16 protein-coding genes, 1 tRNA gene, 1 pseudogene and 2 riboswitches are annotated in these 23766 nt (G+C 57.4%); of the genes and pseudogenes, 8 read left to right on the top strand and 10 right to left on the bottom strand.

The window, feature by feature from the left end:
* A pseudogene (locus AD949_RS14300) lies at positions 1–187 on the top strand (hypothetical protein); the annotation flags it as partial.
* A gap of 157 nt (positions 188–344) precedes the next feature.
* Here the strand turns inward: AD949_RS14300 and AD949_RS09220 are convergent.
* Together AD949_RS09220 and AD949_RS14125 are read right to left on the bottom strand one after the other, a co-directional pair.
* A complete protein-coding gene (locus tag AD949_RS09220) occupies positions 345–1817 on the bottom strand; it encodes a hypothetical protein (RefSeq protein WP_048835129.1) in 1473 nt (490 codons plus the stop codon).
* Positions 1814–2239 carry a hypothetical protein gene (locus AD949_RS14125; RefSeq protein WP_141325328.1) on the bottom strand — a complete coding sequence of 142 codons (426 nt, stop codon included), beginning with the start codon at positions 2237–2239 and terminating at the stop codon, positions 1814–1816. The genes AD949_RS09220 and AD949_RS14125 overlap by 4 nt, the downstream gene beginning before the upstream one ends.
* Positions 2240–2279: 40 nt before the next feature.
* Positions 2280–2489: riboswitch (cobalamin riboswitch) on the bottom strand.
* 103 nt (positions 2490–2592) lie between these two features.
* Positions 2593–2802: riboswitch (cobalamin riboswitch) on the top strand.
* A 37-nt stretch (positions 2803–2839) separates the two neighbouring features.
* On the opposite strand from AD949_RS14125, the gene AD949_RS09215 reads away from it, so the two are divergent.
* Positions 2840–5182 carry a TonB-dependent receptor gene (locus tag AD949_RS09215; protein WP_248845780.1) on the top strand — a complete coding sequence of 781 codons (2343 nt, stop codon included), beginning with the start codon at positions 2840–2842 and terminating at the stop codon, positions 5180–5182.
* Between the two features lie 37 nt (positions 5183–5219).
* Here the strand turns inward: AD949_RS09215 and AD949_RS09210 are convergent, their stop codons facing one another.
* From AD949_RS09210 to AD949_RS14120, 5 genes are all read right to left on the bottom strand, one after another.
* The gene (locus tag AD949_RS09210; protein WP_052944523.1) at positions 5220–7667 is read right to left on the bottom strand and encodes a mechanosensitive ion channel domain-containing protein; all 2448 of its coding nucleotides are present in this window, start codon (positions 7665–7667) and stop codon (positions 5220–5222) included.
* A gap of 117 nt (positions 7668–7784) precedes the next feature.
* The gene (locus AD949_RS09205; protein ID WP_048835131.1) at positions 7785–8036 is read right to left on the bottom strand and encodes a hypothetical protein; all 252 of its coding nucleotides are present in this window, start codon (positions 8034–8036) and stop codon (positions 7785–7787) included.
* Positions 8037–8125: 89 nt separating this feature from the next.
* The gene (locus AD949_RS09200; protein ID WP_048835132.1) at positions 8126–8902 is read right to left on the bottom strand and encodes an ABC transporter ATP-binding protein; all 777 of its coding nucleotides are present in this window, start codon (positions 8900–8902) and stop codon (positions 8126–8128) included.
* Positions 8899–9684 carry an MlaE family ABC transporter permease gene (locus tag AD949_RS09195; protein WP_048835133.1) on the bottom strand — a complete coding sequence of 262 codons (786 nt, stop codon included), beginning with the start codon at positions 9682–9684 and terminating at the stop codon, positions 8899–8901. The genes AD949_RS09200 and AD949_RS09195 overlap by 4 nt, the downstream gene beginning before the upstream one ends.
* Entirely contained in the window at positions 9630–9908 is a 279-nt protein-coding gene (locus AD949_RS14120) for a hypothetical protein (RefSeq protein ID WP_141325326.1), read from the bottom strand. Before AD949_RS14120 ends, AD949_RS09195 begins: the two co-directional genes overlap by 55 nt.
* Positions 9909–9988: 80 nt before the next feature.
* On the opposite strand from AD949_RS14120, the gene AD949_RS09190 reads away from it, so the two are divergent.
* The 3 genes from AD949_RS09190 to AD949_RS09180 all read left to right on the top strand — a co-directional run bounded on the left by AD949_RS09190 (position 9989) and on the right by AD949_RS09180 (position 12995).
* The gene (locus tag AD949_RS09190) at positions 9989–11314 is read left to right on the top strand and encodes a UDP-glucose dehydrogenase family protein (protein ID WP_174766746.1); all 1326 of its coding nucleotides are present in this window, start codon (positions 9989–9991) and stop codon (positions 11312–11314) included.
* A 68-nt stretch (positions 11315–11382) separates the two neighbouring features.
* Entirely contained in the window at positions 11383–12771 is a 1389-nt protein-coding gene (gene radA / locus AD949_RS09185; protein WP_048835134.1) for a DNA repair protein RadA, read from the top strand.
* 150 nt (positions 12772–12921) lie between these two features.
* Positions 12922–12995 (top strand) — tRNA-Gly (locus AD949_RS09180).
* 290 nt (positions 12996–13285) lie between these two features.
* Here the strand turns inward: AD949_RS09180 and poxB are convergent.
* A complete protein-coding gene (gene poxB / locus AD949_RS09175; protein ID WP_048835135.1) occupies positions 13286–15025 on the bottom strand; it encodes a ubiquinone-dependent pyruvate dehydrogenase in 1740 nt (579 codons plus the stop codon).
* Positions 15026–15747: 722 nt separating this feature from the next.
* Between poxB and AD949_RS09165 the strand changes: the two genes are divergently transcribed.
* The 3 genes from AD949_RS09165 to AD949_RS14235 all read left to right on the top strand — a co-directional run bounded on the left by AD949_RS09165 (position 15748) and on the right by AD949_RS14235 (position 19021).
* Complete coding sequence (locus AD949_RS09165; RefSeq protein ID WP_048835137.1) at positions 15748–17286, top strand: alginate export family protein; 1539 nt, start codon at positions 15748–15750, stop codon at positions 17284–17286.
* Positions 17287–17356: 70 nt separating this feature from the next.
* Positions 17357–18712 carry an amino acid permease gene (locus AD949_RS09160; RefSeq protein ID WP_048835138.1) on the top strand — a complete coding sequence of 452 codons (1356 nt, stop codon included), beginning with the start codon at positions 17357–17359 and terminating at the stop codon, positions 18710–18712.
* 147 nt (positions 18713–18859) lie between these two features.
* Positions 18860–19021: a hypothetical protein gene (locus AD949_RS14235; protein ID WP_167334764.1), complete on the top strand. Its 162-nt coding sequence runs from the start codon at positions 18860–18862 to the stop codon at positions 19019–19021.
* Positions 19022–19096: 75 nt separating this feature from the next.
* On the opposite strand, the gene AD949_RS09155 is transcribed toward AD949_RS14235, so the two are convergent.
* The gene (locus AD949_RS09155) at positions 19097–19780 is read right to left on the bottom strand and encodes a YoaK family protein (RefSeq protein WP_048835139.1); all 684 of its coding nucleotides are present in this window, start codon (positions 19778–19780) and stop codon (positions 19097–19099) included.
* Positions 19781–19940: 160 nt separating this feature from the next.
* Complete coding sequence (gene putA, locus AD949_RS09150) at positions 19941–23576, bottom strand: bifunctional proline dehydrogenase/L-glutamate gamma-semialdehyde dehydrogenase PutA (RefSeq protein WP_082064619.1); 3636 nt, start codon at positions 23574–23576, stop codon at positions 19941–19943.
* Positions 23577–23766 lie beyond the last annotated feature (190 nt).

The following is a 23766-nucleotide window of genomic DNA, read 5'->3' as shown; positions in this document are numbered from 1 at the left end:
CATCCGTCATGTCAGACGGATAGCGCTTCGTCTTGCCGGTGATACTGGCCATCCGGCCTCTCTGCTCTGGCGTCCACATCCAGAGCTTGAATCACACTTCAGCGAATTTCCAAACAGGCTCTTAACGGTCTTGATTCTGCATCGCTCAATGAATGAAGTGCGGAATTTTACCTGTAATATGAGATGAACTGGTTTCGACCCCGGAGTGATTTCGGTGAATAAGCGACAGGATGATACGAACTTGGGATCGCACAAACCTATTATCTCTCGCCCTTGTCTAGATGATGCCGAGAGAGTCTTTTATTCTGGAAAGCGCCATAGAGTCATACGAATGCGTGTAGGTATTAAAGGGACGGAAAACGCTGAAAATTACGTCGTAACCGCCTGACGCCAAGAACAACACTTGACAAAAAGATGCAGAGCACACCACCCAGCAAAGGCAAGGCAATACCCCAGTGCGTGGGGGTTTTGCGGAGCCACATCTGAAAATCTAGATCATGAAATCCGTAAACCAGCCAGCGGGACTGGCGGGCTGGGCGATCCAGAATAGCCAACACCGCGCCGGACTGGGCGTCCAGATAGGTGTGGGTGCCGTCTGTAGCGACTGCGCGCCAGACGGGGAAATGCCGTTTACGGGTTGGGCGGCTGAAATAATAGCGATCTTCTGCCGTCAGGTAAGTCAGGTCTTGCGGCGTGCGCAGCATGCCTTTGGGGCGTAGTGTTTGCACAATCTGTTCTCGGGTGAGCGGTGCGGGGTTCAGGCTTTCATCAAGCCGCTGGGTGCGAGGCAGGGCAATACGAGACGGATTGGTCAGGAGTGGAGATGAGGCCTGCATAAAGAGATGCCCGTCCAGAAAAGCACTTTTTATAGTCGCGCAATGGGAGGGGGCTGCTGCGATAAAACGGGAGAGAACCCGCGCAATATCCGCGCCGTTCACTGTGCCGGTCACACGCAGGGAGTTGGTGGCATCAGGATTGCTCTGAAACAGGCCGAAGGGGGACATGGTGAGCAGTCCGGTGCCAACCCACAGTAAAGCAAACAGGCCAAACACCGCGCCGCTGAGATGGTGGACACAGTGCCACCCGCGATAAGGTGTAAAAGGAGACTGACGACGGAGCCGCAACACACCAATCCATAGCCCTGTAGCAGTCAGAAAAACTCCTGTGCCAGAAAGGAAAATGACCACATCCTTCCATAAGGACGGGTTTCTGCGCAGCACCGCCGGATAGAGCCAGTGTGGAATGGCACCAACCCATGCCCACAGGCGCGAGGCGCGGGTGGCGGCCTGCATGACATCTCCCGTCAGGGAGGACACGTAAACCTGAGTGTGTGCAGCGTCTGCAAACAAGAAACGGTAAAATCCGTCTTCTCGCTCGTGCGTGTCGAGAATCCATTGGTCGTCTGTTGTCAGGCCATCAAAGGTAGGCGAAGTCTGAGTGCCACTGCCAGCGGTGTAGGCGTAGCGTTGGGCGTTGGTTGCGGCATCCTCTGGAGTAACGCGCCCAACTTGTCCTGTGCGTAGGTCCAGCGTGAAGGGGTGCCCGCTTGCTGGATAAAGGGTCAGAGCAGGTTCCTGTCCGACCATGCTAATGTGGAAAGCCTGAAAATGCCCGTTTTTGTCTAAAGCCTGCAAGTCCGGCATGGCAAAGGGCCAGCGGATAGCCGTCGGGACATGGCGAAGGGCGTCTTCTTCCGGTTGGGGCCATGTGTGCCAGAGCATGACAATGCCCGAGGCGCACCAGCCTGCCATCAGCAGGCCCATGGCAATGCCCAACCATCGGTGTACCAGATACAGGGCTCTGCGAAAGGCCTTCATACTGGCGCGTTATAGAGCGCCATGGCGGCAGTCTGTGCGCCTCGTGCCCAGTGGACAGATATATAGGCCCGTACAATTCGTTCTGCTGCCTCGGGCGGCATGGTCGCGCAGAGGGGTGGTGTTGCCTCCAGTGAGTCAGAGGCAAGCAGAAGTAGCGGACGGAAGGCTTCTTCCAGCAAGGCGCCACGATCTCGGTGTGAGGCGGGGAGTGTGGGTGTCAGTTTCAGGAAGAGGTCGTGCCCGTTATGGACAATCTGTTCTTCCGGTTCTGGTGGTGGGAGGAGCGCCAGCCGTACGGCCTGCAGTGCATGGGTACGAGAAGGGCATGCGTGGAGAAGGCGCGCAAAAGCTGGGTGATACGCCCCCGCAGTCGGGTAGGGCCGGGATAAAGCGGAAAGGGGTAATGGGGAAAATGGTCCCACACTGATAACTCCTGCCTTCCGGTACATCCCGCCCGGCGACATGGTCTGAACGACAACAGCAGGTCTCCTGACTTGCGGCCATGCGCCTGAGTCCAACCTTCCCGGGTTCCCCCAGTGGTTTGCCGTGCGGCAGAAAGACCCGGACAGACCGCCTACAGTTGCGGGAGCAGCGACCGACTGAGCCGTGCAGGACGGCATACGGTCTTCCCTTTTAACCCGCTTGCGCGGGGCTGTTGACTGACGGGGCGAGAGTGTACGCAAACGCCGCTTTTGCGCAACAGGGGCGGGGCCATTCTGCGTTTGAAGGGCGAGACGGGGCGCGGAGTCGTTGACAAGGTTTTTCAGACACTGTTTACGCTGCATCACGCAATGGTGCTTTTCGGTTGCAGCTAGCAACCAGAGAGCTAAGAGGGAAACCGGTGCAAGCCGGTGCTGCCCCCGCAACTGTAAGCTGAGAGGATGTGCGGCATTCATGCCACTCTCCATGCCATGCATGGGGGGGAAGGCGCTGCACACGCCGAGGACCAGCAAGCCAGGAGACCTGCCATTGCCCCAAAGTCACGGACGGAGCTGCCATGCGGGGTGATGTGGCGGCGAGGCATGGTTCTGCCCGCTGCTTCCACCGCGGTGACGTTGTTTTGGAGCGAACCCGTGCGTCCACTCTCTTACGCCCTGACTGCTTTGTTGGGGCTGAACTCTGTGTCTGTCGCCTATGCTGCAAGTCCCGATGATTGGAGGAGTTCGCAGGCGACTTCTCCTAAAAAAGGTAGAAAATCCGGGGCCAAGGATCACAAACCCCAGCCCTCAGCCCAACATGCCAGAAGCCCGGAATATATCACGGCCTATGGCAGGACCTCGCCGTTACAGGCCGTGCCTGTCGTTGGTGGAAAGCTTGGCCTTTCCATCCAGCATACGCCGGGGACGATCAATGTTGTCTCGCATGATGTGATGATGCAGCGAGGTTATGCTCAGGCGGAGGCCGCAGCCGATAGCGCCCCGGGTGTGTCGTCCGGTGGTTCCCCCGGTGCTCCGGCGCAGTTGATGATGCGCGGCTTTTCCGGCAACCAGATTCTGGTGCTGCATGATGGCCAGTATTTTGGGCCGACAACTATGGTCAACCGGCCTCAGAACAGTTTTAATCTGGAAAGTGTACAAGTGCTCAAAGGCCCGTCCTCCGTGTTGTATGGGCAGGGGGCTGTGGGCGGTACGGTGGATATGCGTTCCAGAACCCCGACATTTGATGGCCCTCACGCAAACGCCCTGATCTCTTATGGGAGTTTCAATACGTGGAACGCGGGCGTTGGCGGTTCCGTGCCTATTACACGGACGCTGGCGCTGCGCACGGATTTCAGCCGCACATCATCAGACGGATTTGTAAAAGGGGCTGACCCGCATTCGGATGATTTTACGACAACTCTGCTGTGGAAGCCGACATCAAAATTCACGGCACGCCTGAGTATGGATTATCTGACAGACCGTCTTTCCACCTATTATGGCACACCATTGGTGGATCTTGCACAAACCGGCGGGCGTGTGGGTGGTCTTTTGGGCTCTAGCAAAGGACTGGGCATTACCCGCGCTTCCCCATGGCGTTACTATAACGTGCGGGACAGCAAGGCTGGGTCGGTCAATGCCACGCCAACCCTGCATCTTGACTGGCGCGTGAACAATCATGTTCTGTTTCATAACAGCAGCTACGTCATTTATTCCAAACGCCGTTGGAATAATGCGGAAAGTCTGAGCTACATCAGCAGTCCCGGCAACATAGACGCCGCAGGGAATGCGATTGCGCCCGGCAGCATCGGTCGGGACAGATTTTATGTGTATCAGAACCAGCATCAGGTGGGCGATACATTGCACGGACAGTTTGATTTTTCCATTTTTGGCATGAAGAACCGCTTTGTGCTGGGGGGAGACGCCTATTATCTGCGCTTTATCCGAAACCGGGGGTTTCCGTCTGCAAATTATGCGGACAGTGTTTCTCTCGTAAGCCCGGAGGCTACGCCGCTCGGCTCCTTTGCTGGGGAATATCCTTTTATGAAATCCCCCACCACCATGGTTCAGGCGGGTCTGTTTTTGGAAGATGTGCTGACCATACGGGACAATCTGCGTCTTGTGGGCGGCTTTCGGTATGACTGGCTGTCACTCGACCGGCAGAACTATCGGCAGAATGGTCAGTTTAATGCGGCCACGAGCTTTAAAGGCCATTACAACCCGGACAATTTCCGTATCGGTCCGGTGTTTGACCTGACAAAAAATGTGAGCCTCTACGGTGTTTATACCACCGGGGAAGACCCACCGGGCTCCAACCTGTTTTTGACCAACCGGGGGCAGTTTGCAAAACTCAGCCATTCCCGGCAGGGAGAAATTGGGGTGAAAGCCAGCCTTCTGGACGGGCGGCTGACCACGACGCTCTCCCTATATGATATTCGCCGCACACGGATGCTGGTTTCTACCGGGCCGGATACGGTCGCAACGGCGGGCGTGCAGAAGTCACGCGGCGTGGAATGGCAGGGGGATTTTGCCTTCGATCGCCACTGGAGCCTGTCCGGCAATGTGGCTTATACCTATTCCCGTTACGGGTCTTTTCATCCCAGCGCCTCGGTTGATGCCTCGGGTAATCAGGTGCCGAACGTGCCTGCGGTTACGGCGAATTTGTGGGCCATCTGGTCCCGCGTGGCGGACCTACCGCTCGATCTGGGGGCAGGGATGCGGTATGTCTCGGCGCGCAAGGGAGATTACGCTAATACGCTCTCTCTGAAAAATTACGCGCTGGTCAATGTTTTTGTAGGCTGGCATGCCTATAAAAATATTACAGTGTATGGCCGTATTGATAATATCGGCAACAAGCACTTCATCCAGTGGGCGGATACGGGCTATGCCGGGCAAGTCATGCTGGGCGCGCCTCGATCGTTTTCCATCAGCGCGCAGGCGGATTTCTGAAACAAAAAAGCCGGGTTCCACACCCCGCTTTTTTATTCTATTTTGTGGAGGAACTACTGGTTGTGCTGACCGTAACCGGAATCTGGTTTTCCTGAAACGCCTCCCACAGTGCAAACAGGGCCTGACTGCGTACGGCGGCCGTATCCATTCCTTCGCGCGCGCGGGCGGTGCCGGTCAGAATGGCAGACCCATCCGCGACGGACGTAATGCTTGCGGTCGGGGCAGGCTGGGCTTCCACATTTTCACAGCCAGCCAGCGTGCTGGTTATGACGTTCATGGCTTTGTGCAGGTCAGACGTAAACGGCACTTGGAGTGGGATGGTAAACACTCCCGGTTTTTCCGCCCGTGTGGCATTGCGCACGGCAGAGGTGATGAACTGCGAGTTCGGCACAATCATGGTGGAGCCGTCAGCCAGTTTGATGTTGGTGGAGCGCACGCTAATCCGCGCGACCTCCCCATGCGCACCGGCAATATCCACCACATCGCCAATGGAGACGGGGCGCTCGGCCATCAGGATAATGCCGGACACAAAGTTCTGCACAATGGATTGCAGGCCAAAACCAATCCCGACGGATAGGGCACTGACAACCCATGTCATGCTCTTGACCGTAACCCCGAGTGCCGAGGCCATGCACAGACCAATAATAATCCACGCGCTGTAGGACAGAATATTCAGGATGGAGGCCTGTGCGCCAATATCCAGCCGTGTTGTGGGGAAAAAGCGGAGCCGGAACCAGTTTTTGATAATGCGAATGGCGTAATGGCCAAGAATAGGCAGCCCCGCGCACAGCAGCATGGCATCCAGAGAGAGATTAAAGCTGCCTTCTGTGGAGGCCTGCCCTTTGAAGATAAACTGAATGCGACGGCTGACCTGTGTTGGGTCAAAATCCGCGCCTGCCGTTGCGACGGAAAACGCAACAACCAGCAGAAACACGCTGATCAGGCCGGGAATAACCACACTGGCCTGATCCACCAGCCGGGCAGGCAGCCCGAGCCTGACCAGATGGGCACCCACAGGGCCGGAGGAGGGGAAAACGCTGCTCCCCAATGCGGTTACCAGCAGGGACACCAGCAGAAGGCCGGTCATGGTGATAGCCATGACGGAAACCCACGAGATAATGGTATAGCCCAACGGAATATACCCCGTGAGCACTGCGCCCCAGCAGAGAATGGCAATGGCGGTAACGAGGGTTCTTAAAAGCGGGGCAATATTGGCAGAACTAGTCTCAGTATCTTCCTGCTGTGCAGACAGGCGCAACTGGCGGGGGATGGCAAACAGCAGGGGGCTGACTGCCAGCGTGTATAATCCGTCCATAAGCTGGATGGGCAGCAGCCCCAGTCCGCTCCGTGTATCCACATAGCGCAGCACGCCGCGCACCAGCAGCGCTCCGGCAAACCAGAAGGGGAACAGGCGCAGGTTGCGCGCCAGCGTGTCCGGCATAGGGAACACGCGCCATTCCGTCTTGCGGGAAAGCAGGCTCATGCCCAGTTCCAGCACAAACCCGCACAGCGGAACCTGTGCGGCGACCATATCGGCCAGAGCCGAGAGGTCCTCTGCTACGGCATCATTATTGAAGCTGACAGCGTTCCAGAGGAGCTGAAACGCTCCACCCCACGCAATAACCCCAATCAGGGAACAGAGTACAGCGGCTGTAATGGGGCGGATACGGCCCGGAGGCAGAAAGCGGGAGACCAGCATCCGTAACGGTGCATGGCAGAAAAAATGCAGGGCCAGCAGCAGGCCGGACAGCGCTATGGCCCCGAGCGTGAGCAGGGCATGCTGGCCGGTAAAGGCGTTTTTCAGCACCAGTCCGATTTCGGAAAACAGAGAGGACGCGCGGCTTTTGTCCTGCTCGGCGGTGTTAGATAATTGGGACCAGAAATTGACTCCCAGCGGTGTGGGGAACCGCTGCGTCATGGTGGCCTGCTGGATAGCCGTGCCATGCTGGCGGAGTTCCTGCGTGAGCTGCTGGGCCTCAAGCTGGTAGAGTTTCAAACGGGTAATACGGCCCGAAATATCGCGTTGGCGCGCTGTCAGCATTGTGCGCTGCTGCGTGATGGAAGCAGGTTCCGCCGCATCGGGTTTGCCCAGAATATCTATAAAATTCTGATAGACGGACTCATACGGCTTGATCTGCGCCAGTAGGGTATCGGCTTTTGTCGCCACGGCTGTTGCGCGGCGCGTCAGCGTGCTCAGGGCATTGGCATTCTGGGAGGTAGAATAATCTTTCCGGCTGCCCTGATAGATCGCGCGGATTTCATCGCCCATCGCATTGAGCGTGGCATCGGACGCAAAGAGCGTGATGTCCGCAATCAGTGGGGCCGGTGTTTGCGCAGCGGCGGGCGTTTGTGCGGTGGGGGTAGTAGCGGCGGCCGGGGTGGGCTCTGCTGCAAGAACCGCAGGATTGGAGAGCAGGGGGTGGAAAAGCCCCGCCAGCACCAGAAATAGGGCAGGGACCAGAATGCGGGACGGCTGGCGGGTCATAAGGCTTCTCTATACTCCGGCACAGGGAACATCAGGGTTCCAACGTGCCAGAGAACCGGGCGGTTGCGAAGAGAAAGGGGTGCGGCAGGTGTGCGCAGTCTGCCGTTCAGCCAGAAATCAGGAAGAGGATTTCTTTTTCTTCTTGGCTTTTTTCGTATCTTTGCTGGGGTCGTCTTTGTGCATCTGGAGCGGGTCAGCATCATCCGTCTTGCTGGGGTTGGTGATCTGGCTGCTGTCCTGCACATGGTCCCGGTAGCCGTATTTTTCCCACTCTGCCGGTGTTGTCATATGGCGCGGCTCGCTCTTGCCGAACATCCCGCAGGAGCAGAGCGTAAAAGCACATACCAGCATCAGAACCGCGTGTTTCATGTCTTGTTCCTGTGTTGCAATCCGGTTGTGCTTCTATCTCACCCGGCGGGGAGGCGAGCAAGTGGAAAAGCACGGCCCCACAGCACTGCCTAGCGCCGCAGTTCCATGGTAATGGGGCCTTCACGCCGCCCGTGGGTGAACTGGTCCACCATGGCGTTCCCGCTATCCATCAGCGCGCTTGCCGGGCCTTTCCAGATTAACTGGCCTTTGTAGAGCATTGCGGCGTCATCCCCGATGCGCTGGGCGGAGGCCATGTCATGCGTAATGGCAATGGCGGTAGAGCCGAGTTTTTTCACACAGTCTACAATCAGCCCGTCAATCACGGCGCCCATAATCGGGTCCAGCCCGGTGGTGGGTTCGTCAAAAAACAGGATGTCCGGCTGCGCGGCAATGGCGCGGGCCAGTCCGACACGCTTCTGCATTCCGCCTGAGAGTTCGGAAGGGTAAAGCTCCCCAACCGATGGGTCCAACCCGACCTGCGCGAGAATGCTGCCAGCATGGCTGCGGCCTTCCTTGCGGGTCAACCGCTTGAGCGCCAGCAGGCCGAAGGTCACGTTTTCCCACACGGGCAGGCTGTCAAACAGCGCGCCGTTCTGGAACAGCATGCCAATCTTGCCACGCAAAACGTCCTGCCGCCGGGGGGAGGCGGTGAGCATGTCCTCGCCGTCAATCTCGATGCTGCCTGAGTCCGGGATAATAAGCCCCAGAATACAGCGCAGCAGCACAGACTTCCCGCTGCCGGACCCACCGATGATGACAAAGGAGGTGCCGGGCATGACATCCAGATTGATGCCGTCCAGCACCTTTTTGGAACCGAAGGACTTGTGAAGGTCCCGGATGCGGATTTTGGGGAGGGTGCCGGTCATTGTGAGAAGAACAGATCCGTCAGGAGGTAATCAAACGCCAGCAGCAGGATGGAGGCTGCGACCACGGCGGAGGTTGTGGCCGTGCCAACACCTTCTGCACCGCCTTTGCTGTTATAGCCGTAATAGCAGCCCATCAGGGCAATCAGGAACCCGAACAGGGCGGCTTTGACCAGCCCGACTGTCACATCAATCACCTTTACGGAATTGAGTGTGGCGGTGATGTAAGCATGGGGTGAAAAGCCAAGCTTTACAACAGACACAGTAAAGCCCCCGGCCACACCCAGCACGTCCGCCACCAGCACCAGCAGGGGCAGAGCGATAATGCCTGCCAGCAGGCGCGGAGCCACCAGATATTTCATGGGGTTGGTGGAGAGGGTCGTCAGCGCATCAACCTGATCCGTGACGCGCATGGTGCCAATTTCCGCCGCCATGGCGGCCCCCACGCGGCCCGCCACCATCAGTCCGGCCAGAACAGGCCCCAATTCACGGGTAACAGCCAGCACCACAATGCCCGCAATGGCGCTCTGCACATGGTACTGCGCAAAGCCGGTGTAGGATTGCAGGGCAATCACGCCACCGGAGAACAGGGCCGTGAGCGCCACGACTGGCAGCGAGAAAAACCCGGTTTCCAGAAAGGTGGACAGAAACACGCGCCCGTAGAACGGCGGCCTGACAAGATGGGACAGGCCAGAGAGGGCAAACAGGGTCAAGGACCCCGCCGCGCGGATCAGGCCGAGGGTGGTTCGGCCCAGTCTGGCCACAAGATCGAGCAACATATCCATACGGTCAGGCGGTCCGGTCCTGTTTCTGGGTCAATAAGCGGAAGGGTCCAGCCGTAGCGTGAAGTCCCGCCCCCGTCAAAGGCTGTGTGGCGCGGGCATGGAGTGCGGATGCCGTGTTTGGCGGGAAAAGAGAGCGGGGCGGAGGCTGCTGGAGAGGGCATGCCACGGGCTGAATGTCTGAAATCTGTGCCACAGGCATTGCGGCAATCGTCCGCTGAGGGCATGTGTGTCAGCCAGTTTTAAAGTCCACCCTAACCGCGGTGATGATTACCAGCGGTGATGAGTAAAGGCAGGAGGGCAGCGGATGCGCATAGCCATGATTGGCGGCGGGTATGTCGGGCTTGTATCAGGCGCGTGTTTTGCCGAGTTCGGTATCAATGTTGCGATTGTTGAAACCAATCCTGAGCGTCTGTCCGCCCTGCGGGAAGGCCGTATTCCCATTTACGAGCCGGGGCTGGATGCGCTCGTGGCCTCCAACAGTCAGGCAGGCCGCCTGACCTTTGGGGACGATATTGCCACGGCCGTTGCCGGGGCCGAGGCCGTGTTCATTGCCGTAGGCACTCCGCCCCGCAATGGGGATGGCGCTGCCGATATGCAGTACGTCCACGCAGCCGCCCGCCAGATTGCGGAAGCCCTGACGGGCTATGCCGTGATTGTCACCAAATCCACCGTACCGGTGGGCAGCAGCCGTCGCATTGCCGAAATTATCCGGCAGGCGCGCCCGGACGCGGATTTTGATGTGGCCTCCAACCCGGAGTTTCTGCGGGAAGGCAGCGCGATTGGGGACTTTATGCGGCCGGACCGCGTGATTATCGGGCTTGACCAGACGCGCCCCGAGCGCGCCAGCCGGGCAGAGGATGTGCTGCGCCGGGTCTATCGTCCGCTGTCCGTGATTGAGGCTCCGCTGCTCTTCACCGGGCTGGAAACGGCGGAACTGACCAAATACGCCTCCAACTCTTTCCTCGCGATGAAGATCTCCTTCATCAATGAAATGGCCGATCTGTGCGAGACGCTGGGGGCTGATGTGCATGATCTGGCGCGTGGCATGGGGCTGGACGGGCGGATTGGTCGCAAGTTCCTGCAACCCGGCCCCGGCTATGGTGGCTCCTGCTTCCCCAAGGATACGCTCGCTCTCTCTCGTATTGCGCAAGAAGCCCACAGCGCCTGCCGTCTGGTGGAAACCACGGTGCAGGTGAATGAGGCGCGCAAGGCGGGTATGGCCGGGCGTATTATCGCGGCGTGCGGAGGTTCTGTTGCTGGCAAGACGGTGGCCGTGCTCGGCCTGACCTTCAAGCCGGAAACCGATGATATGCGCGAGTCCGCCTCCATCCCGATTCTGCATCGTCTGGCGGAAGCCGGGGCGGAAATCCGGGCGTATGACCCGGTCGGCATGGTCGCAGCCAAACCGCTGCTGCCGGAAAGCGTGACCTATTGTGGGGATGCGCTGGATGCTGCGGAGCAGGCGGACGTGCTGGTGGTGCTGACGGAGTGGAATATTTTCCGGGCACTCTCGCCGGTTGAACTGCGCCGTCGGATGCGCACTAAAACCATTGTGGACCTGCGCAATATTTTTGACCCTGCCGCCATGCGGGCTGCCGGATTTACCTATGAGTCCGTGGGGCGTCCGTAAGCTCCCGGCTCTTGAGAACCGGGGTGTTCACCCCCAGATGAGCGACAAGATAATGGGGGAGAACGCTCTTGGCTAAACGACCAGCCCGCCAGTTTGCGTGCCGGGCCTGCGGGGCGGTGTATCCTAAGTGGATGGGCCAGTGTGAAGCCTGTGGTGAGTGGAATACGCTGGAGGAAATAGCGGTTGAACCGCTTGCCGCCTCGTCCCCCCGCGCCAGCAGCAAGGGGCGGCGCGTCCAGCTTGAAGGGCTGGAGGGCATGGCGGCTCCCCCGCCCCGCATTAAAACCAGTATTGAAGAACTGGACCGCGTGCTGGGCGGCGGGCTTGTGCCTGCCTCCGTGGTGCTGGTGGGGGGTGATCCGGGAATTGGGAAATCCACCCTTCTGCTTCAGGCTGCTTGCAAGCTGGCCGGGAAAGGTGAGCGCGTTCTCTATATTTCGGGCGAGGAAGCGGTGGACCAAATCCGCCTGCGTGCCCTGCGTCTTGAGGTCGGGCAGGCCAAGCTGGACCTCGCGGCCTCCATTAACGTTGCGGACATAGTTGCCACGCTGGAAGCTGAGCCGGATGTGCGGGCGGTCGTGATTGATTCCATTCAGACCATGTGGCTGGAAACGGTGGAAAGCGCTCCCGGCTCTGTCTCGCAGGTACGGGCCTGCGCGTTTGAACTCATCCGTCTGGCCAAACGTAAAGGCTTCAGCCTCATTCTGGTGGGGCATGTGACGAAGGAAGGCGCACTGGCAGGCCCGCGTGTGCTGGAGCACATGGTGGATGCCGTCATGTATTTTGAGGGCGACCGCGGGCATCAGTTCCGCATTTTGCGCGCTGCCAAAAATCGCTTTGGCGCCACGGATGAAATTGGCGTGTTCGCCATGACCGACCGTGGGCTGGAAGAAGTCTCCAACCCCTCAGCCCTGTTCCTTGCGGAACGGCGCGGCAATATTGCCGGGTCCGCCGTCTTTGCTGGGCTGGAAGGCACACGCCCCGTTCTGCTGGAAGTGCAGGCGCTGCTGGCCCCCAAAAGTGGGGACAACGCGCCGCGCCGTGCCGTGGTGGGCTGGGATAGTGGCCGCCTGTCCATGCTGCTGGCCGTGCTGGAAACGCGCTGCGGCGTGAAGCTGTCTGGTATGGATGTGTATCTCAACGTTGCCGGTGGCCTGAAGGTGGCCGAGCCTGCGGCGGATCTCGCTGTCGCGGCGGCCCTGATTTCCGCAGCAACCGGCATGCCGACCAGTTCGGGTGAAGTTTATTTTGGCGAAGTTGGCCTATCGGGCGAGGTGCGGCAGGTCTCACAGGCTGATGCGCGGCTGAAAGAAGCGGCCAAGCTGGGGTTTGATAAAGCTGTCTTGCCCCGCCGTATTGCCAGAGGAAGTGCGCGCACTAAACCACCAGAGGGCCTAACTCTGCGAGAGATTGGGCATCTGTCTGATCTGGTCACAGCAGACATGGAAGCCGAATAGGCAGAGGCGGCAAGGACACAGGGCCAGAACCGACCTTCAGTTGTGCGAAGGTGAGGGAAGGGCAAAAAGAACGGCGGCCCAAACGCAAAAAACCGCTTCTGGCCGGATTGTCAGACCTAGCTGAACTCGCTATAGTGCGCGCCACGGTATGCGGATGTAGTTCAATGGTAGAACGGCAGCTTCCCAAGCTGCATACGGGGGTTCGATTCCCCTCATCCGCTCCAGTTCCCAAAAATCCAATGAAATCGACAGCTTATGACCACCAAATGGAAGCGACTGATACCGTGTTGGTCGGTGTTCAGCGGTAGTCCTTTATGCCCAAGAAGGACGCTGAAATGTTTGGTCTGAAGCTGACAGGTGGCAGGACATGGTCTGCCCGCCTGTCTATTCGGCAAAAACTATAGATATTTTCTATTTTTAATTTTTTAAAACTTCTTTTGTATCTCTATATGAATAGAAGATTATGAGGCATTACTCTTTTGAGTCATGCCTCATAATGAACAGTCTCCCTATTTTACCGGAAAAACGGAAGATTGGTTTTGGCGACGTCAAGTATTTCATCACCACGTCCATTCATAACGGCTTTCAGGGCGTAGAGGCTGAAGCCGGTAATCTGTGATTTTTCGATTTTAGGCGGCAAAGCGAGTTCCTGTGTGTTGGTGACGGCATCCAGCACGGCGGGGCCGGGGTAGTTCAGAATTTCCTCTACCGCAGCAGGGAGATCTGCCGGGTTTTCAACACGTATTGCGTGTAGGCCCATGGCGCGGGCCATCGCGGCAAAATCCGGGTTATCCAGCGTGACGCCGGTTTCCAGATAACCTGCGGCCTTCATCTCCATAGCGACAAACCCGAGGGTGCCGTTGTTTACAATCACCAGTTTAACCGGCAGTTTTTCTTGCGTGAGGGTAATTAGATCACCCATCAGCATGGTAAAGCCGCCATCGCCTGAAAGGCTGATAACCTGCCGGTTTGGTTGCGCGACCTGCGCGCCAATGGCCTGTGGCAGCGCGTTGGCCATGGAGCCGTGGACAAAGGAGCCAATCAGTTGTCGGCGGCCATTCATGGTCAGATACCGGGCGGCCCAGACAGTTGGGGTACCCACATCCGTAGTGAAAATGGCATCCTCTGTTGCCGCCTGATCAACCAGCCGCGTGAGGTATTGCGGGTGAATAGGGCCTTTACCGTTACCCGGTGTTGCCAGATCATCCAGCCCATGGCGGGCTTTGGCGTATAGGTCGAGGCTGCGATCAAGATGGGACCTGTCCGTGCGCAGGGGCAGGCGCGGTAGAAGGGCGTCCAATGTGTCAGCAATGTCTCCCACAAGCCCTTGTGCCAGTGTGCAGCGACGGCCCAGTTGTTCTGGCCGGATATCAATTTGCGCAATTTTGGCGTTTTCCGGGTAGAACTGCCGGTAAGGAAAGTCCGTGCCCAGCATCAGCACCACGTCCGCCGCCATCAGGGTGTGATAGCCGGAGGAAAAGCCGATCAGCCCGGTCATGCCCACGTCATAAGGATTATTGTAAGCAACGTGCTCTTTGCCGCCCAGAGCATGCACAATGGGGGCTTTCAGCACTTCCGCCAGTTTTAAAAGCTGTGAATGCGACCCGGCACAGCCGCGCCCCGCGAGCAGAGTGATTTTCTTGCCACTTTTTAGAAGTGCCACCAGTGCGTCCAGTTCTTCTTCCGACGGTAGAACGCGCGGCGCTTTGGGTAGAAGGGCTGATTGCGCAGAAATTGCAGTGTGAACCGCCGCTTTCAGCGCGACATCTCCGGGGATGACAAGCACGGCCACGCCACGCTGCCCCACGGCCGCGCGAATAGCGAGTTCTACAAGGCGTGGTGCCTGCTCGGGTGAGGAAATGGTCTCACAATAATGGCTGCATTCCCGGAACAGCGCTTCTGGCCGTGTCTCCTGAAAATAGCCGGTACCGAGTTCCGCGCTGGGAATTTGTGCGGCTAGGGCGAGTACTGGCACGCGTGAGCGGTGGGCATCATAGAGCCCGTTGATAAGGTGCAAATTGCCCGGACCGCAGGAGCCGGCGCAAACAGCCAGCTTGCCTGTCACATGCGCGGCCCCGGCGGCGGCAAAAGCGGCCACTTCTTCATGCCGGACATGAACCCAACGAATGGTTTTATGCTTGAGCAGGCTCTCTGTAATGCCGTTCAGGCTGTCGCCCACCACGCCGTAAATGGCGTCCACACCAGCGGTTTCAAGAGTTTGGACAATAACATCCGAAACATTGGGTTTCGCCATGGAGGAGGGTTTCCTTTTGCTTAGAGAGGGGCGTCAGAGGCGCGCTTTTTACGTAATTTCAGAACGCACGAGAGCGAGAGGGACGTCGCAGGGAGCCTGTCACAATTTTGTGACAGGCGCTTTTGGTGGTTAGGATGCTGGTGGGAGAGGCGCGTGGCGAGGAAGGAGAGGGATTAAAAAAGGGGAAGTTTTTCGTCAGCACAAAAAACTACAGATAAATATCTTTGTTCCGGTTTCGCACAATAATTAGCGTGAAAAAAATTTGTTTCATTGTCTTTTCAAAACCATATGCCGTTGAAATGTATTTTTATTACTTGGTTTTTTGAGGTCATACGTGCTAATAACATTTTCACACGGCAATAAACATAAGCGCGCCTTGCGCTTGAAAAGAATATAATACCGTGCCTATCTTATATCGCGATGCGGTTATTATAGGGTTTTCCGGCGCGTTCTCTCGGATCACTGTGGCCTTGTTGGCTGGTAGTGGTTTATAGCCGGGTGCGGTTATGCTCTGCGCGTTTTGTGCTTGTAGCGTAACATCTTGTAGAGCAACGCGTTTTACGAGGCTCAGAGAATTTGTCTGGTCCGGCAGGCGGGCCTGCAGGCAGAGGAAGAGCATACCGCAGGGCGCTCGCTGTCAGGAGTGTTTTGTGAAAATGTTGGAGTATCAGAGCATGAAACAGACTATTGCGGCTTGCTGGCGCGGTGTGCGTTAGAGCGGTATGCGCAAAACAGTTCATTCTCTTGTTGTGGGGAGTGCCTGCCTGTGTACGGCTTTTGGTACGCAGTCGGCACAGGCCGAGACAACTCTTGTTTCTCTGCATGGCCTGACAGTTCAGGGGGCTCTTGATATTGGCGGTTCAGCCTTTTTTGTCCCTAAGGTCAATTTTGGCGCAGGATCGTTTGCACCGCAGAAAAATGGCACTTTCGAGCGGCATAAAAGCCCCGTTTATGGGGAGTTGTATGGCAAACCGATCCTGACAGCCAACTGGGCGCTTGGGCATGGGTTCACCATAATAGGGAAAGCTTCCGCCATTGGCGCGGCCACCATGGGTGATGGGGATGCGGAGGAGGTTTCCCAAACCTCTGGCACACCGCGCTCTGTGTATCTGGAGGACGCAAATCTGGGCGTGGAAATGCCCGTCAAACTCTTTGGAAACCCAAACAAATTGACAATTCTGGGGGGGCGGCAGTCCTTTCTGGTGGATGATGGCTTTCTGATTGGTAAAGGTACCTATAGCGCAGGTAACCGGGGCGCGTGGTGGTATGCGCCACGTTTTGCGTTTTCCGGCCCCGGTGTCATCAAGCTGGAGGGGAACCCGGTAAGGGCGGATGTCTTCATGCTGGAAAGCAATTCCGATAATGATATTGATAAAGGCTATGACAGGCCAAAAACCAAATTTGTCGGGTTTGATGTCAGTTGGTTTCTCAACCGGCCCGGCGGACATGGGGAAAGCATTTATGTGGACCGCGCGGCATTTGTCACACTGACATATTTCCATGTGCGGCAGGCCGATACATCCTCCCATTATGATTATTCCATGCGCGGAGACAGGGAGGGGATGAATGTGGCCTCCCTAAGCTGGGGCGGGACACTGGTTCCCATAAAAGCTCTTGGTATTTCAAAAAACTTTACATTCTATGGGGATTTTGTTTCCGAGCAGAACAGCCACGCCGGGAATGGTTATAAATCGGTTGAGGCTTATGCTTTTTTTCTTGAACCCGGCTACAGATTTTTGATGCTGCCTTGGCAGCCTAGCCTGTTCTATCGCTACACCCGTTTTGGAGGGAGCCGAAACCCCGAAGGGTCCGTCAAACGAAGTTATGACACGTTGTTTTTGTTTGACGGTAAACGCTACACCTATGGCGGATACTGGCCGGGAGAAATTGTGGGTATGTATATGGCCCCGCTTTCCAATCTGGAAGTCAACCAGATTGATCTGACAGCGACCCCCCCAGTCCACCTGCTAACCCCCAAGGATAGCCTGAAGCTGGGAGTGCATTATTACAACCTGTCTGTGCTCTATGCCACTGGGGCTGGCCTTAAATCCAATACAGGCCGGCATATTTCAGATGAGTTGGATTTTTCCGCCGAATATACGCTTAGCCCCACAATGTCCGCTGCATTAACTGGCGGTGTCGCCTTTTCCGGTCCTGCCGGGAAGGCACTGGCCCGGGCAGGTGTGCCTGCCCAATACGCGTTGCCGAATATCGGGCGACATGCTGGCATTATTGAAGCCTACTTCTTTAAGCATTTCTGACGCAAATTTCCATTTCCATTCCGAATAAGCAATAATACCCGGAATAACACCAACACAGGATGCCGAACTTATGGTTGATCAGGAGAGTACCCAAGCCCCCGTGCAGTCTGCGGGTTTAAGAAACCGGCATATCGCGATGATTGCGCTTGGCGGCATTATTGGTGCGGGCCTGTTTGTTGGCAGCAGCGCCGCTATTGCGGCCACCGGGCCTGCTATATTGCTGGCATTTCTGGCTGTTGGTATTCTGGTCATTCTGGTTATGCGTATGTTGGGGGAGATGGTAACGGCAAACCCCGGCCGTGGCTCCTTTGTGGAGTATATTCGCGCGGCTCACGGAGACAGACTTGGGTTTACCGCGGGCTGGCTCTACTGGTTTTTCTGGGTTGTGGTGCTGGGTAGTGAGGCAATTGCCGGGGCCATTTTGCTACAGGACTGGGTTGCCCTACCTGTCTGGGTGTTGTCCATTGCCTTAATCGTGTTGCTCAAGCTGGTGAATTTTGCCGCCCCACGGGTGTTTGGGGAATGTGAATTCTGGCTCTCCATGATCAAGGTGCTCAGCATTGTCGCCTTCATTAGTGCGGCATTGCTCTATGTTTTTCATGTCTTTGGGCCGGGTGTGCCTGTGCGGGAAAATCTGCTGGGTCATGGCGGTTTTTTCCCGCATGGGTTTGTTGCAGTGCTTTCCATTATCCCTACCATTCTGTTCACCATGATGGGGTCTGAAATTGCGACGGTCGCGGCGGCGGAATCTCCTGAGCCGGGCCGCAATGTGGCGCGTGTTACGCGCAGTATCGGCACGCGTGTAACACTGTTTTATCTGGCGTCTGTCGCCATGATTCTCATGGTTGTGCCATGGCCGTCCATTGTGCCGGGTCGCTCTCCGTTTGTGGCAGCCATGGATGTTATGGGGATACCGGGTGCGGGCTTGCTGATGCGCATTGTGGTGCTGAGCGCCGTGCTCTCCTGCCTGAATTCCAGCATGTATATTACCTCCCGTATTCTGACAGAACTGGCTGGCGTGGGGGACGCTCCAGCCATATTGGCGCGGAAATCGACCACCCAGACGCCTCGTCTGGCCATTACGGTCAGCAGTCTGGCGGGTACGCTGGTGGCGTTTTCCTCCATCCTCGCCCCGAACACCATTTTTGCTTTTTTGCTGAACTGTAGCGGTGGCGTTATTCTGGTGGTGTATTGCCTGATTGTTTCCGCCTATGTGCAGGCCCGCCATCGGGCGGAAAAATCCGGGCAGGGTGAGGGCTATAATCTGCCGCTATTTCCGGCCTGCAATTATGCAACTCTGGTGGCTGTGGCTTTTGTGTTTATCGCCATGATGTTCAACTCGGCGGAACGCATGACGGCTGTTGCAAGCCTTGGCACGGCAGTCTTTTTCTTCCTTTTAGCATCTGTAAAAAACAAGCGGGCTTGAGGGAAAATTTCTGCGGCCTGTTTTAATATGGAAACCTTCTTGCAGCAGAGCGTTCAAGTGATGCGCCCTGCACGCAGGCTGGAGATCTTTCCTGCTGTTTTCCATGCCTGACGGGCGATTTTTCACAGTTAAATGTGAGGTTCTGTCATGGTCGAGAAAAAAGACAAAAACAGTAAACGACAGGTTCAGGAAGAAAATCTGGATGAGGCGCTGGATGACACCTTTCCGGCGAGCGATCCTCCGGCCCATAGCGGTGTGACAGGTGACCGCGGACCACCGAAAAAGCCTGAAAATGCACCCAAGAAGTAAGGTCAGTGCGGCATCTGGCACGCAGGAAAGCACACGTGTTCCGCGTGCCAGTGACGACTGTATTTAGTGCACCATTTAATGCACTGTAATCTGGTCCAGACGGGCCAGAAGTTTATGGTCACGCATATGCAGTAGCGCGCCTGCTGTCAGAATAGTGGCAGCGGCCATGGCAATTGCGATGGAAATGCTATGGCTGGAAGTAAGTGTGCCAATAACGGCCCCGACAAACAGACTGCTGATTGCGGCTAACCGCCGCCGGGTGCCCGGATTGGTGCCGCCAGCAAACGTGCTGTTATGGGCTAAACCGTGCAGAAGCATGGTCGCGGCGGGCAGGCTCATATCTGCAACCTTGGCGTGGCGTGTGGCGGACGTTTGCAGGCCCATGGCAAAGGCCAGCATGCCCAGCGTAATGTAGATACAGCCCGGCGGTTGGGCTGCCCATTCCAGCGCGGTCAGCGCCACAATGGAGCCGACAATCAGCAAAATATCTCCTACGGCAAGGCGCACGGTGCGGTCCCGCCGCACAAGGCGACCGCCCGTCAGCGCACCCACAAGGTAGAGACCAATGGCCTCAAACCCGGACAAAACAATGGTTTCTGATGTTGCAATATGCACGGCCATCAGCAGCACCGTCGCCGTCATGTAGCCTGCAAAAATCTTGAGATGTACCAGAGAGATCGCGTCCAGCATGCCCATGGCCATGGTTACCAGAATAATACTGATAACCAGTCTCGGGTCATGTCCTATACGCGTGCTCATAGGGTCTCCACTTAGAAAAAAGGCTGAAAGGAAGGATTAAGCCGGGTTCCATATCATTGTTTCCCCGGCTTGTGTGTATTGTTTTGTCTGTATTGCAGTGGATGCAAGGGAGGTGGCTTAGCTCCCTCCTTCGTTTTGCTCTTGTCTAGCCCTGCGTCGGTCAGCCCAGTGCCATCAGGCTGGCATTGCCTCCCGCCGCTGTGGTGTTGATGCTGCGGCATTGCTCTTCCACCACGCTTTCCGGGGCGGGTAGGCCAGCAGACGTAAGCCATGCCGAGGCAATGGGGCAATCGCTGGCACTCAGTGCCGAGCGGGCTTCTGTAAAGGCAGTGTCATCCTGTTCGCCAAGCACAATCGCGCAGGGTTCGTCCTTTGCGGTGCTGACGGGGCGAATAACCCGTTGCAGCGCATCTGGTAGAGTTGCAATCCAGCCCGTTAGGCTTTTATCGGCCAGAATCAGTGCCGTGTTGTCGCCAGACAGCGCGAGAGAAATCTGGTCGTACAGCCCGGCTTTTGTCTGGGCGATGCACAGAATGTTCCCGCGCCGTGTCAGGCTGTAGAGGTTGCTTTCCCCCACCGGGCCGGGGAGGGTGATCCGCCCACCCACGAGGGTCTGCCGGGTGAGGGCGGCGGCCGTACTGGCGGCTTTGCTTTCCCCCTGCTCCCGCAGCCAGTCCGTCCAGCGCGCCATGGTAGCTGGAATACGCCCACGCACTAGCGCCGGGAGGGCCGGAGCCTGTGCCAGCAGACGGCGCAGAATAAGCGGGCCACCAGCCTTTGGGCCGGTGCCGGACAGACCTCGCCCGCCAAAAGGCTGCACACCAACCACCGCGCCAATGGTGTTGCGGTTGACGTAGAGGTTCCCGGCATCAATACGCGAGAGTACATGTTGCACTGTTGAATCAATGCGCGTGTGCAGGCCAAAGGTCAGGCCGTAGCCGGTTTCATTGATTTCGGAGAGCACCGTGTCCAGCGCGCTGCGGGAATAGCGTAACACATGCAGCACGGGGCCAAACACTTCCGGACCAATTTCCCGAATAGTGGCAACTTCTATGAGTGTGGGAGCGACAAAGCTGCCAACGGCGCAGTGTTCCGGCAGGGGCAGCGCGTAAACGGGCGCCTTTTTCTGGCGGAAGGCGTCCACATGCTTTGTAATTCCCTCTGCCGCTTCCGCCGTAATGACTGGGCCAACATCGGTGGAGAGGAGCGCGGGGTTGCCAAGGCGTAGCTCGCGCATGGCTCCGCGCAGCATGGTTAAGACATGCTCGGCGCAGTCTTCCTGCACACACAGCACCCGGAGGGCGGAGCAACGCTGGCCCGCGCTGTCAAAAGCGGAGGCCACAACATCCATCACGACCTGCTCGGCCAGAGCGGAGGAATCAACAATCATGGCGTTCTGGCCACCAGTTTCCGCAATCAACGGAACTGGTTGGCTGGTATGAGTGCGGCGGTTTTGAAGCTGACGGTTGATGATCTGCGCAACCACGGTGGAGCCGGTAAACATCACGCCGGAAACGCGCTTATCCTCTACCAGAGCAGCCCCGACATCCCCTTCACCCGGAAGCAGTTGCAGGGCTGTGGCAGGCACGCCGGCCGCATGCAGGATCCGCACGGCGAGGGCCGCGATCAGCGGTGTTTCTTCCGCCGGTTTGGCCAGAACAACATTACCTGCGGCAAGGGCTGCGGCAATCTGCCCAAGGAAAATGGCCAGCGGGAAGTTCCACGGGCTGATACAGGCCACCACACCCAACGGGGTGTGGGTTGTATTATCAAAGTCCCGCGCGATGGTGGCGGCGTAATAGCGGAGGAAGTCCACGGCTTCCCGCACTTCCGCAACGCCATTGGGCAGGGATTTTCCGGCCTCACGCGAGAGCAGGGCCAAAAGGTCATCCCGGTGCGATTCAAGACTGTCAGATGCTTTAACCAGAATATCAGCCCGTGCCTGCGGGGTCAGGCCAGACCAGTCTTTCTGTTTTTTAGCGGCTGTGGCTGCGGCTTTTTGCACGCTATCCGCTGTGGCGTATTCAACTGTGCCCACCACGTCCTGTCGGTTTGCGGGGTTGGTGACAGGCCGTGTTTTCTTACCGGGTTTTACACCCACAACCATGGGACCTGCGTGCCACGGGCCAGAGGCTTTGGTCAGGCCATCCAGAAGTTCTGAGAGTACGAAATCATCCGCCAGATCAGTCCCGGCGGAGTTGCGGCGTTCTGCGCCAAACAGGGCCGGGGGTTTTCGAATATCCGGGTGAGAGGCCCCATAGGGTGTGAATTTGTGTGCGACCTCAACCGGGTCCTGCACCAGACTGGAGACCGGAATGGCGGCATCCCCAATCTGGTTGACGAAGGAGGAATTCGCGCCGTTTTCCAGCAGGCGACGCACCAGATAGGCCAGAAGCGTTTCATGCGTACCCACGGGCGCGTAAATACGGGCCGGGCGGTTGAGTTTACCAGCCCCGACAACCTGTTTGTAGAGCGGTTCCCCCATGCCGTGCAGGCACTGGAATTCATAGGAGCCGGTTTCAAATTGTTCGCCAGCCAGTGTGTAAATGGTGGCAAGTGTGCGGGCGTTATGTGTGGCGAATTGTGGGAAAATGACATCCCGCGCATTCAGCAGTTTGCGGGCGCAGGCAGTATAGCTGATATCCGTATGGGCCTTGCGTGTGTAAACAGGGAAGTCTTGCAGCCCTTCAACCTGTGCTTTTTTAATCTCGCTGTCCCAATAAGCGCCTTTAACCAGACGCACCATGATGCGATGGTTGCTGCGGCGGGCGAGGTCAATAATATAATCCAGCACGTACGGGCAGCGTTTGCCGTAAGCCTGCACCACAAAGCCAATGCCGTTCCAGCCGTCCAGACCCGGCGTGTGGCACAGGGCTTCCAGCAGGTCGAGCGAGAGGTCCAGACGCTCGGTTTCTTCGGCGTCAATATTCAGGCCAATGTCATAGCTGCGGGCCAGCAGGGTGAGTTCCTGCACAACCGGCAGTAGTTCCGTCATCACCCGCTCATGCTGGGCGCGGATATAGCGGGGGTGCAGGGCGGAGAGTTTGATGGAAATACCGGGGCGTTCATACACATTGGCCCCTTGCGCGCTGCGGCCAATGGCGTGAATGGCTGTCAGATAATCTTGTTTATACCGTTCAGCATCGCGCGCGGTCAGAGCGGCTTCGCCCAGCATATCGTAGGAATAGGAAAAGCCGATTTCTTCCAGCTTGCGGCTGTTGGCCCGTGCTTTTTCAATGGTTTCACCCAGCACAAACTGCTCGCCCATCATTCGCATGGCGGCATCCACCGCTTTACGGATTACGGGTTTGGTGCCCCGGCTGACAAAGCCGAGTAGGGCGGATTTCAGGCTGTTGTCATCCTGCGGGGTGACGAGTTTACCGGTCAGAGCTAACCCCCAAGCGGCGGCATTAGCAAAAATTGGTGTGGTGCGAGAGATGTGGGAGAGCCAGTCTCCTTCCCCAATCTTGTCACGGATCAAGGCATCGCGTGTTGCGGTATCGGGGATGCGCAGCAGGGCTTCCGCCAGACACATCAGCGCCACGCCCTCGGCGGAAGAGAGCGCGAATTCCTGCACCAGACTTTCCACAATACCGGGGTTACGGTCAGCCCGCAGGGCGGTGGCGAGGCCAGAGGCGAGATCCATAACCCGCTTGCCCTCTGCGGCAGAGAGTGTGGCGTCGGGTGTGAGTGCGGCTACGCACTGCTCTTCCGGCTGGCGCATGGCCCGGATAATGGCCTGACGGAGCGGGCTTCGGGAAACGAATGCGGGCGCAAAAGAGTCAGATAAGGACATGGCATGAATTCCGAACAGGATAAGCCGGACTTCACCTGAGCGCTGAAGACTCAGGAAGTTTTGGCTCCATAACGACTTTTCCTCGTTACACGATATTATATGATTTTCAAAATTATATAATCGTTGTCCAGCCAAGCAAATGGTTTTGCCGGATTTCTGAGGCGTGGTGCGGGACGTAGACTGGCGCGCG

It is taken from the genome of Acetobacter orleanensis (assembly GCF_001581005.1).
In the GTDB taxonomy this organism is placed as follows: domain Bacteria; phylum Pseudomonadota; class Alphaproteobacteria; order Acetobacterales; family Acetobacteraceae; genus Acetobacter; species Acetobacter orleanensis.
This window is presented reverse-complemented; position numbering and strand designations above follow the sequence as displayed.